The sequence below is a fragment of the Phytoactinopolyspora alkaliphila genome (assembly GCF_010550695.1).
Classification (GTDB): domain Bacteria; phylum Actinomycetota; class Actinomycetes; order Jiangellales; family Jiangellaceae; genus Phytoactinopolyspora; species Phytoactinopolyspora alkaliphila.
Map to the genome: position 1 here is coordinate 337,867 of NZ_JAAGOB010000004.1, position 11,173 is coordinate 349,039.

At 64.0% G+C, this 11,173-nt stretch carries 11 protein-coding genes; 5 read left to right on the plus strand and 6 right to left on the minus strand.

The window, feature by feature from the left end; translation table 11 throughout:
• Positions 1-63 precede the first annotated feature (63 nt).
• From G1H11_RS09765 to G1H11_RS09780, 4 genes are all read right to left on the minus strand, one after another.
• On the minus strand, positions 64-1,341 hold the full coding sequence (locus G1H11_RS09765) for a hypothetical protein (protein ID WP_163818354.1): 1,278 nt from the start codon (positions 1,339-1,341) through the stop codon (positions 64-66).
• Positions 1,338-1,913: a SigE family RNA polymerase sigma factor gene (locus G1H11_RS09770; protein ID WP_163818355.1), complete on the minus strand. Its 576-nt coding sequence runs from the start codon at positions 1,911-1,913 to the stop codon at positions 1,338-1,340. Before G1H11_RS09770 ends, G1H11_RS09765 begins: the two co-directional genes overlap by 4 nt.
• 140 nt (positions 1,914-2,053) lie before the next feature.
• A complete protein-coding gene (locus tag G1H11_RS09775; protein WP_216843616.1) occupies positions 2,054-2,947 on the minus strand; it encodes a hypothetical protein in 894 nt (297 codons plus the stop codon).
• Positions 2,944-3,375: a hypothetical protein gene (locus tag G1H11_RS09780; protein WP_163818356.1), complete on the minus strand. Its 432-nt coding sequence runs from the start codon at positions 3,373-3,375 to the stop codon at positions 2,944-2,946. Before G1H11_RS09780 ends, G1H11_RS09775 begins: the two co-directional genes overlap by 4 nt.
• Positions 3,376-3,732: 357 nt before the next feature.
• Between G1H11_RS09780 and groL the strand changes: the two genes are divergently transcribed.
• Positions 3,733-5,364, plus strand: a complete 1,632-nt coding sequence (groL, locus tag G1H11_RS09785) for a chaperonin GroEL (protein WP_163818357.1) — start codon at positions 3,733-3,735, stop codon at positions 5,362-5,364.
• A 232-nt stretch (positions 5,365-5,596) separates the two neighbouring features.
• Here the strand turns inward: groL and G1H11_RS09790 are convergent, their stop codons facing one another.
• Positions 5,597-6,460 (minus strand): NAD(P)H-binding protein, encoded by an 864-nt coding sequence (locus tag G1H11_RS09790; protein WP_163818358.1) that lies wholly within the window; start codon positions 6,458-6,460, stop codon positions 5,597-5,599.
• Positions 6,460-7,188 carry a GntR family transcriptional regulator gene (locus tag G1H11_RS09795; protein ID WP_281352305.1) on the minus strand — a complete coding sequence of 243 codons (729 nt, stop codon included), beginning with the start codon at positions 7,186-7,188 and terminating at the stop codon, positions 6,460-6,462. Before G1H11_RS09795 ends, G1H11_RS09790 begins: the two co-directional genes overlap by 1 nt.
• Positions 7,189-7,268: 80 nt before the next feature.
• Here G1H11_RS09795 and G1H11_RS09800 point away from each other — a divergent pair, with 80 nt between their 5' ends.
• From G1H11_RS09800 to G1H11_RS09815, 4 genes are read left to right on the plus strand one after another with little or no spacing between them, the layout of a single operon-like run.
• Positions 7,269-8,318: an extracellular solute-binding protein gene (locus G1H11_RS09800; protein WP_163818360.1), complete on the plus strand. Its 1,050-nt coding sequence runs from the start codon at positions 7,269-7,271 to the stop codon at positions 8,316-8,318.
• Positions 8,315-9,202, plus strand: coding sequence for an ABC transporter permease (locus G1H11_RS09805; protein WP_163818361.1), 888 nt, complete (start codon positions 8,315-8,317; stop codon positions 9,200-9,202). Before G1H11_RS09800 ends, G1H11_RS09805 begins: the two co-directional genes overlap by 4 nt.
• Positions 9,199-9,981 (plus strand): ABC transporter permease, encoded by a 783-nt coding sequence (locus tag G1H11_RS09810; protein WP_163818362.1) that lies wholly within the window; start codon positions 9,199-9,201, stop codon positions 9,979-9,981. The genes G1H11_RS09805 and G1H11_RS09810 overlap by 4 nt, the downstream gene beginning before the upstream one ends.
• A complete protein-coding gene (locus G1H11_RS09815; RefSeq protein WP_425501200.1) occupies positions 9,974-11,152 on the plus strand; it encodes an ABC transporter ATP-binding protein in 1,179 nt (392 codons plus the stop codon). The genes G1H11_RS09810 and G1H11_RS09815 overlap by 8 nt, the downstream gene beginning before the upstream one ends.
• Positions 11,153-11,173 lie beyond the last annotated feature (21 nt).

Sequence of the window (11,173 nt, forward strand, 5' to 3'; positions counted from 1 at the left end):
CGTTGCGTCCTGCAGAGCGAGGCCTGGGGCGCTCGTTCTGCAGGACGCAAGGATAGGGCCGGGTCAGATGTCGAGGAACGGCACCAGCCCTGAGAGCTCGCTGTACGCCGAGCTGACCTTCTGATCGAGCTCTTCAAGTTCCTTGTCGCCGGGATCATCCGGATCAGGCGTGTCACCCGTCCCGACCATGATGTACATTCCGGCGCGATCCCCAAGCTGTCCCATCGCCCCCGGCCCCACGAGGCCATCCGGTGCGCCCTCGCCGCGTGCGACGCTCAGCCCGGGCACCAGTTGGCAGCTGTCGATCCGGTCGTGGCAGAACGTGTCGTACAGGCGGTCCTTCTGCCAGACGATGAGGTCAACCTCAACGCCGTCTTCGGTAACGTAGCGAGCTGCGATGCTTCCGCTCTGTCCCTGGCTGTCGATATTGGCGACGATGCCGCTCTCCTCATCGACGGCCTCCCCGCCGGTCGCGTCGTCAGCTGTGACCGGCGTGAGCTCGCCCATGCCGAGCTGGTCCTCGAGCGCAGTATGCAACTGCGGCCACGTCTCGTGGGTGCCGCTCAGGTCAATGCCTTTGACTAGGTCACGCTCATTCTGCTCGGAACCGACGGTCCATACGGCGTCGGCGATCGCGTCGGTCTCTTCGACCGTGAGGCTCCAGTCCGTTGACTGGTCCGAAGCCTCTGCGTCCGGCTGGTTGAGTTGGACCATGGCGGCCGCCTCCGGGTCTTCCAGCACGGTCACTCGGCCGATGGATGGTGCTTCCTCGGCTATCACTCGCCAGCGCCCCTCGTCGTCGTAGCCCTCGTCACACGACTCCGTGTAGGTCCAGCCGGAGATCTTGGGGTCCGGCTCACTGCAGGGGCGGAACTCATCCAGGTCAGGGCGGGCATTCTGCAAGGAGACGGTCAGCGTGAACCACCGCTCGTCTCGCTCGAGCGAGAGATAGATGCCGGTGCCCCCGTAGCGGGATCCGTACACGTACGAGTCCTCCACGAGCTCGACATCGTCCGGCAGTTCCGCCTGGACGGCGTCCCAGACGCCCCGCAACAACGGATCGTCCGCCACCTCCGGAGCGAGCGGCGCTCCGTCGGCCATCGTCGCGGCCTGGCTCGGGTCGGGACCATCACCATCGATGAGCGACAGTGGCGACGCGGGGACCACCAGGGCACCCGCCACCAGTGCGGCCGCACCGACACCGACGCCGCCCACTCGTTGCCGCAGTTTCCGGGCGCGCAGGGCCCGCCCGCGCGCCACGTCCTCATGGACAGGGCGCATGTGGTCGGGCTCGCCTCTCAAGGCGTCCTCGAACAGGCCGCGCAGGTCCTTCTCGTTCACAGCTGCTCCTTCATCTCGGCGAGCTCATCGGTGCCAAGGAGGTCACGGAGGCGTTCCAGGCCACGCGCGGTCTGGCTTTTGACGGTCCCCTCACTGCAGTTCATGAGGCCGGCGACCTGCTCGACGGAGAGGTCTTCCCAGAACCGCAGCACCAGGGCCGCTCGCTGCCGGGGAGGCACGTCGGCGAGCACGTCAACGAGGCGTTGCCGCAGACTTGGATCCCCCATATGGGCGGGATCCCCGGCCGGACCGGAGTGTGCCCGGCTGGAACGGTCGTGATGCTCGTCGTCCCGATCTCCGGAACCGATGAGCGAACCGTCCGTGACCTGCTCGCGCCGCCACGGTCGTCGCCGGTTGTCGATGTAGGTGTTGACGAGCGCTTTGCGCACGTAGCCGTCCATCTCGTCCCGTCGCTGCACCCGTCGCCAGGACACGTACAGCTTGGCGAGCGTCTCCTGAACCAGATCCTCGGCGAGGTGCCAGTCTCCGCATAGCAGGAAGGCGGTGCGCAGCAGCGCTCGACGACGGGCGACGACGAACTCCCGATACGACGCCTCATCGATCTTCAGCACAACTGCCTCCGCGTCCCAGTGGTTGACACTCTCACTCGGTTACACGAAGACCGCCGCGAATCAGGTTGCAACGACGCGCTCGTTGCGTCCTGCAGACCGAGGCCCCTGGCGCTCGGGTTGCAGGACGCAAACGCGGAGCCCTAAACAGCCGGTGCGTGGAGGCGCTTCGGAAGCAGCTTTTCGGTGGGGAAGAACGCCAGCCAGCAGATCACCGTCGGCAGGAAGTGGATGCCGAGCGTCAGGTACGTGACGAGGTGGAAGCCGAGGAAGAACGCCGCTGCCAGGTAGAGCCACCGGCCGCGCAGGAAGAGCACGACAGGCGAGAGATACTCGGCGATCAGCATGACCCATTGGCCGATGCGCAACATCCACGGATAGTCCAGCGACCAGCGTGCGATGTCGGTGCCACGCCGGATGAACGCCCACGTCAGCACCGCGCTGTTGCCCCACATGAACGGTGACCCGTTACGGACCCACTTGGCCAGCGCCGCGCCGAAATAGGTGAAGATGACCGCCACCTGGATGCAGCGGAACGCCCATCCGCCGGCTCTGCTGGCGCCTGAATCGGAGAACCGGGCCCGGCCGATGGTGGGCAGTACGAAAGCCGCGATGACCAGCGCAAGGTGATCATGGTCGACCTTGCCAAACGACATGCTCAGGATCAGCCACTCGAAATAGCAGAGTGCCACGGTCCAGCCGGCCAGCCGAGGAAGCCGGCCGGTCGCGGCGATCAGTGCTCCGACGACGATCACGATCTGCAACGTCTGCGCGAGGCCGACCGACGGCTCCGGCAGGGGAAGCGCGCGGCCGATCCACAGCGGCTGGTACAGCTCGGGCGAGTAGCCGTGCGGGATGACGTCGTTTCTGAAGAAGAAGATGTCGTAGATCAGGAACAGATAGATGACCGCCCGCATGATCGCGACCCGGGCGAAGGGGATCTCGGGTAACCACCAGCGGGCGACGTGCGCCAGTCCGCGGCGCCAGCGTCGCGTCGGCGACTGCCGGTTCGCCGAGGTCTCGACGGAGGCAGTCATCGCACGACCTTCCATTCGCCAAGCTTCACGCGCTCGGGTTCACCCACGACGTAGCCGTTCTCGAGTTGGTAGATGTCGCGCATCAGGTACATATGGGTGTACTGGTCACGCTCCGGATGGATCGCGCGGTAGGCGTCGGCGATGACCTGCATCAGGGATGGGTCCTCGATGAATCTGCCGAGCTGGCCCTCGACCTCGGCCCGGCCGATGCCCGTCCCGGTGGCGTTCAGTGGAACCCGCACCTTCTCCTGGCCGCTTTCGGTGTCGGCCAGGATGTAGGTCGAGCGGGTCTGGCCGTTGAGATCATGCCCGGTGGCGTACTGGGCCATCGAACCAAACGGGAAAAAATCGTCGGAATCGCGCAGGGTGCCGTGCAGGAGCGCGACGAGCCCGAGTGCCGCAACGGCAAGTCGCCAGGCCATGCCCAACCGGGATAGCCGCGATCGCGGAGGGGTAGATCTCAGTGTGCGAAAGCTCACCAGAAGAGGGTACGCAGATCGAGCTCGCAGGCAAGCTTTAGCCCCTGGGAGTTCCAGCGAGCATCAGGAGGGTATTCAGCGGGAGATCGTGCGAGCGGTCGATGTGTGCTGAGCGGTGACGGCACTACGCGGCTTGCACTCTCAGGGCCAGAGTGCTAAAAACAGGATTAGCACTCTTAAGGTGAGAGTGACAGGAAGCCGGGTCGGCGAGGCTTCGGAGTTACCGGCGAAGGGTGCCGGGAATCCGTTGCCGTCCGTCGCGGGCGTCGTACCGGGCCATCCACCCGCAACCGGGAGGACCAACCCATGCCAAAAATGATTGCCTTCGATGAGGAGGCGCGGCGTGGCCTAGAGCGCGGCATGAACCAGCTTGCCGACGCCGTTAAGGTCACCCTCGGCCCCAAGGGCCGCAACGTCGTGCTGGAGAAGAAGTGGGGCGCGCCCACCATCACCAACGACGGCGTGTCCATCGCGAAGGAGATCGAGCTCGAGGACCCCTGGGAGAAGATCGGGGCCGAGCTCGTCAAAGAGGTCGCGAAGAAGACCGACGACGTCGCCGGTGACGGCACCACCACCGCAACCGTGCTCGCTCAGGCGCTCGTCCGCGAGGGTCTGCGCAACGTCGCGGCCAGCGCGAACCCCATTGCGCTGAAGCGCGGCATCGAGCAGGCCGTCGAGGCCGTGTCCGAGCAGCTGCTCGCGTCTGCCAAGCCGGTCGAGACCAAGGAGCAGATCGCGGCCACCGCGTCCATCTCCGCTGGTGACTCGCAGATCGGCGAGCTGATCGCCGAGGCGATGGACAAGGTCGGCAAGGAAGGTGTCATCACCGTCGAGGAGAGCAACACCTTCGGCCTCGAGCTTGAGCTCACCGAGGGTATGCGCTTCGACAAGGGCTACACCTCGGGCTACTTCGTGACCGACGCCGAGCGTCAGGAAGCCGTTCTCGAGGACGCGTACATCCTGCTCGTCGAGTCCAAGATCTCGAACGTGAAGGATCTGCTGCCGCTGCTGGAGAAGGTCATGCAGGGCGGCAAGCCGCTGCTGATCATCTCCGAGGACGTCGAGGGCGAGGCCCTGGCCACGCTCGTCGTCAACAAGATCCGCGGCACGTTCAAGTCCGTCGCTGTGAAGGCGCCTGGCTTCGGTGACCGCCGCAAGGCCATGCTGCAGGACATCGCGATCCTGACCGGCGGCCAGGTCATCAGCGAGACCGTCGGTCTCAAGCTGGAGAACGCCACCATCGACCTGCTGGGCCAGGCCCGCAAGGTTGTGGTGACCAAGGACGAGACGACCATCGTCGAGGGTGCCGGCGACGCCGACCAGATCGCTGGTCGCGTCAGCCAGATCCGCGCCGAGATCGAGAACTCCGACAGCGACTACGACCGTGAGAAGCTGCAGGAGCGCCTCGCCAAGCTCGCTGGCGGCGTCGCCGTCATCAAAGCGGGCGCGGCCACCGAGGTCGAGCTCAAGGAGCGCAAGCACCGCATCGAGGACGCCGTTCGCAACGCGAAGGCTGCCGTCGAGGAGGGCATCGTCGCCGGTGGTGGCGTGGCTCTGCTGCAGGCCGCGGTCAAGGCGTTCGAGAAGCTCGAGCTCGAGGGCGACGAGGCCACCGGCGCCAGCATCGTGAAGCTGGCTGTCGAGGCTCCGCTGAAGCAGATCGCCGTCAACGCCGGCCTTGAGGGCGGCGTCGTGGTGGAGAAGGTCAAGGGCCTCCCTGAGGGCCATGGCCTCAACGCCGCCACGGGCGAGTACGAGGACCTGCTGGCCGCGGGCGTTCCCGACCCGGCCAAAGTGACTCGCTCGGCGCTGCAGAACGCCGCGTCCATCGCGGGTCTGTTCCTCACCACCGAGGCCGTCGTGGCCGACAAGCCGGAGAAGGCCGCTGCCCCCGCTGGTGGCGACCCGACCGGTGGAATGGGCGGCATGGACTTCTGAGTCCAGCTCGCTTCACGTACCACCGCAACACCAGGGCGGGGTTCCGGCATCAGCTGGCACCCCGCCCTTTTCGTTCGTCAGGACTCAGCCCCTTTGTCCGGCACCTTTCGCGTGTTGACGCCCGCCCGTTCCCGTTGATCACGGAAGTCCCGTTGATCACGGGCAAGTGACCTATTCGGCCCGCTATGAGGGACATCCGCCCGTGATCAACGCGAAGGGCGGAGGTGGCAACTTACCGGCTGGATATCCCGTGTGCGAACTCTTCAACCGACGTCGCTGGGCGGCCGAGGATACGCTGCACAGTATCGGTGACCGGGATCAACAACTGGCCGGACTCGACCTGGCCGAGCGCGTCGATCAAGAACTGCGAGTAGTCACCTGAGAAGCCTCGAGTAGCCATGAGTTCCACGAACTCTTCAGGAGTCGCGTCGGTGAATGTTATCGAGGTACCCAGGGCGTCGGTCAACGCGTGACAGACTTCGGCGTGCGTGAGCGCGACGGGGCCAGTCAATGGCAGCCGGCCACGGGGTCCGTGCGGAGAAAGAGCCGCGATTCCTACGTCTGCGATGTCTCGAATCGAGATGAACGGGATCTTTCCCTCGCCGGCTGGTAGGCGGAGATTTCCTTCTCGCACCATGGCACCGAAAGACCCCACCGAGAAGTTCTCCAGGAACCAGGTGGGCCGCAGGATGGCCCACTCGACGTCTAGGTCGGTAAGGGCAGATTCCGCGACGGCGAGCGGATCGTCGCTGGCGGCTCCTTCAGCATCAAGGGAGCTGAGCAGGACGATCCGTCGCGCGCCCGCCTCGGCGGCTGCTTTGAGCACATCGGGGGTACGTTCGGCTGCGCCGGGATGGTTGAACGGGATGATGACATAGACCGCGTCACATCCGCGCAGTGCCGGGTCCCAGCCTTCGGGCTCATCCCAGTCGAAGCGGTGCCATGCCCCGACGTCCGCGGGTCGCCTCGTCAGACTGCGTACCTGCCAGCCTCGCCGCAGGGCACCCTCAGCGACAAGCCGGCCGGTCTTGCCGGTCACACCCGTGACGCCGACGTTCCAATCGTCTTCCTGATCAGCACCAAGGGATGTGGTCATCATGCGTTCCTTTCGTGAGTGTGCAGGCCATCGCCGTGACTGCGTCGCTGTTGTGCGCGCTCGATACTCCCCGACCAGTTGGCTTCGAGAGCGGCCCTGGCTGTCGATAGGTCGTGGCGCTCCAGCGCCTCGATCATCTCGGCGTGCTGGCGACAAGACTCGCCGCTCGTAATAGTTCCGCCGAAGTAGCCGACTTCTACGCGGTGGACCCGCATCTTCATGTCGACGACGATTGCCTTGAGCTCACGGTTGGCAGCGGCGTCGAGAATGACCTGATGAAAGCGGTCGTCGGCTGCGGAGGCGGCGAGTGGATCCCCGCCCGACAACGCTTGCTCCAGCTCTGCGTTCGCTTCCTTCAAGGTGGCGATGTGTGCGGGGCCGATTGATGACGACGAGAGATCCAGTGCCAGGCACTCCAAGGACTGGATGATCGGGTAGATGCGCGACGCCGCATCGAAGTCGATCGGCGCCACCTTGGTCCAGCGGCTGGCTTCGGCTACCACCAGTCCCTCGTCGGACAGTCTGCGCACTGCTTCCCGCACCGGCATTCGGCTGACGTCCAGCTGCTCTGCGATGTCCTGGTCGCGTAGCCGCGTTCCAGGAGGAAGAGTGCCATCGATCATGGCCCGACGCAGCGTCGTGTAAACCGCCTCTCGCAGCAGCTGGCCGCTCCCTGATTCCGGAAGCCGCAGATTCGTTAACAGACCTTTGGCTGAAGTGATTGACATACCGATATATTAGTATAGTGTTATCCCACTTGCAAGAAGGCGACCACTATTGCCACGACACGTGGAGGGGTGCACTGGACATGCAAATGCGCACATCGATCGCAACTGCGGGGCTCAGCATCGGCTCGCTCGCTCTTGCCGCTTGTGGCTCTTCTGCCAGCGAGGACGCAATTACGTTCATGTCCGGTGGGGGAACATACGGTGACGCCCTGAACGAGGTGTTCCTCACTCCGTACTCGGAGGAGAGTGGCGTCACCGTGGTCGAGGATCCGACCATGAGCTACGCGAAGGTACGGACGCAGGTTGACGCCGGGCGGGTCGAAACCGACATGATTCCGGCTGAGGGCTATTGGTCTGTCCAGCAGTGTGGGATCTTGTTGCAGCCCCTTGACCTGGAGATCGTGGATCTGTCCGGCATCAAGGAGGAGCTCATCCAAGATGAGTGCGGCGCGCCGCTGCTCACCTACTCGACGGCTATCTACTACAACACCGAGACGTACGGTGAGGACGGTCCCGATACGTGCGAGGAGTTCTTCGACACGACGACCTTTCCAGGCAGCCGGTCAGTCAGATCCGCAGCGGTTCCGAACCCGCTTATTGAATGCGCCTTGATCGCCGACGGTGTCGCGCCGGAGGAACTTTACCCGCTTGATGTCGAGCGTGCTTTCGCCAAGATCGAGACGATCGAGGATGACCTTCTCTTCTGGGAGGCGGGTTCGGACTCGGAAACCCAGATGGCCACTGGCGAGGTTGACATCATCATGGCCTGGAACGGCCGGGCGTATGCGGGAGTCTCGCAACAGGACGCATCGTTCGCGGGCGGGGAAGGCGACTCCTTCCTGATCTACGACGCTCTGGTGGTGCCGGTAGGAGTTGAGAATCCCGAGGTGCGGATGGAGCTCGTCGCCTTCATGATGCAAGCGCAGCGTCAGGCCGAGCTGACCAAAGTGATCCCATACTCGCCGGCTGCGGCACACGCCGAGCTTTCCGATCTGCCTGCGGACCTTGAACCGTTCCTCCCGGAAACGAACCCGGCGATGGTCGCAGGCAACCACGTCCAGGACCAGCGATGGTGGGCGGAGAACGCAGACTCAGTGGCCAACACGTGGCAGTCGCAGTTCGGGGGATGACAGACGTGCTGGATGCCACGGTCGGGTCAGGTTCGCGCTGGCTGACGCCCCTTCGCGGCAGGCACGGCCCGACGGGCCTGCTGCTAGCGGCTCCATTGGTGCTGCTGTTGCTCGTGGTGGGTTACCCGATGTGGGTGCTGCTGCAGCAGAGCGTGAGCGGACCATTGGGTTGGAATATCTTCCTCGAACTACTCGCATCGGATGTCACGCGAGCGGTGTTGTTGCGAACGCTCCTCACGGCAGCCTTGGTCACGTTCGTCTGCCTTGTCCTTGGTTACCCCTATGCCTATTTGCTGACCGTCGCCTCGCCTTTGCTGCGTGCCGTCCTGATCGTCCTTGTCGTGTTGCCCTTCTGGACCAGCTTCACGATCCGTACTCTGGCCTGGGTGGTCCTGCTGCAGGACCAAGGCATGATCAACAACACGCTATCCACGCTGGGTCTGCCGTCCCTGTCTCTCATCCGCAATGTCACCGGCGTCGTCATAGGGATGGCACATGTCATGCTTCCCTTTGCTGTCCTGCCTCTTTATGCAGCAATGCGACGGATCGACCGGCGCCTGGTCGACGCCGCGGTAGCATGCGGCGCCTCGCGCCGCGCCGCATGGCGGCAGGTGTACTTGCCTCTATCTCTTCCCGGCATTGTCGCTGCATCCGTGCTGGTGTTCATCCTCTCCCTGGGATTCTTCATCACTCCGCAGCTCCTGGGCTCACCGCGCAACGCGTTGCTCTCACAGCTGATCTACATGAATGTCACCCAGGTCGGCGATAACACCACGGCATCGGCGCTGGGCGTTCTCTTGGTCGCTGTGACGCTGCTTTTGCTCGTGGCATTGACAGTGATCGTGCGAATTCTGCCCGGCAGGACCCCCAAGGGGGCGCGATGACTGACCGGGCCTTTCTGAAACTGACGGGTCTGCTCATTGGGCTCTGGCTAGTGCTGCCTACACTTGTCATCGTTCCAGTCAGTCTTAACCCACGGCGGAGCTTGGCCGTGAGCTGGTCGGACTGGTCGCTGCAATGGTTCCAGCGCTTCTTCGACGATCCGCGTTGGCTCGATGCTCTGACTACATCAGTGGTAGTGGCAGTGCAGGCCTCCGTCCTTGCCACCGTTCTCGGGACAATGGCCGCCTTTGCTCTCGAGCGAGTGACGGGAAAGTTCCGGCGGGTGCTCGACGCGAGCATTGCTACTCCGATTGTGATCCCCGTGATCCTCCTGGGAATTGGCATTTATTTCGCGTTCCTTAGATGGGGGCTGGCGGGCACGACGCAGGGCCTGGTTCTCGCTCACGCAGTCACCGCGCTGCCGTTGGTCGTGCACCCGGTGTCAGCTGCCTTGAGCAGGTATGACCGCAGCCTGGATCGAGCTGCGTCCAGCCTGGGAGCAGGCGCGGTGGCGAGGTTCTATCAAGTGACTCTGCCGATGATCGCCCCCGGCGTACTGGCGGGTGCCCTTTTCGCCTTCATCTGGTCCTTCGACGAGGTCGTCATGGCGATCTTCCTGTCGTCTCCACGGCAACCCACGCTTCCGGTGCTGATGTTCAACTCCGTCACGCAAAGCGTCGACCCCACGGTCGCGGCGGCGTCCGTTCTCGTCCTCGCCAGCAGCACCGTCGTGGTTCTGCTCGCGATGGCCCTATCGAGAAAGGGAGCAAGAAGTGGCTGACCAAACTTCGCTCAAGTCGCGAACGAGGTGGCGCACTGCCACGCGACCACAAACGTCGCACGGCGGAGTCGAACTCCGATTGACCGGGCTGACCCGATCCTTCGGCTCGGCCATCGCGGTCGACAACGTCGATCTCACCGTCAAGCCCGGTGAGTTCATGACCCTGCTCGGACCATCCGGATCTGGCAAGACCACCACCTTGAACATGATTGCCGGATTCCTTGCACCCGACAGCGGCCGAATCATGTTCGACGGGCGAGATGTCAGCAGCTTGCCGGCGAACCGCCGCAACATCGGCATGGTTTTCCAGAACTATGCCCTGTTTCCGACCATGTCGGTTCGCGACAACGTCGGCTACCCGCTGCGACAGCGACGCGTCAAGGCCAGCCAACGGCGATCCCAGGTAGATGCAGCACTGGAGATGGTGGAATTAGGCCACCTTTGGGACCGTCGTCCGGCGGAACTCAGCGGAGGCCAGCAGCAGCGAGTGGCGTTGGCTCGAGCTATCGTGCACCGACCCCCGTTGCTGCTCATGGACGAGCCGCTCGGTGCTTTGGACCGGCGGTTGCGGGACTCCCTGCAATCGGAGATCGCCGCGATCCATCGGCATGTCGGTTCCACCGTGATCTATGTCACGCATGACCAAGACGAGGCGCTTTGTCTCTCGGACCGTATCGCGGTGTTTCGAGACGGACGCATCGAGCAGCTCAGCAGTCCAAGCGATATGTATGAGCAGCCGGAGACGTCGTTCGTCGCCAGCTTCCTGGGGGACTCGAACATCCTCGTCGGCACCTTCACCCGCGACGGCAATCTACGACTCCCCGATGGAACAGAGGTTCGATGCGGACCAGCTGATGCTGGTCGCGGTGACGCGGCAGTTGCCGGACCGGCAACAGTGGTAGTCCGGCCCGAGCGGATGCGCCTGACGGAACTGGAGGCCACACCGCGTAGCGGCACGAACTGCTTAGTTGGCGTGGTCATCGAGGAGCGATACCTCGGAGCCACCCGGATGGTGGCTTTGGACGTCGGTGGCGATAGACGAATCGTCGTTCGGGAGAACTCCGGTGCTGGCCAGACAAGGCCTATCGGTTCTCGGTTACGCGTGTGCTGGGAACCAGCCGACGGCGTCTGGATCGACCGCGGCGCTGATCGACATGGGGAAAGTTCATGAGGCTGCTTGTCGCGCCGCGCA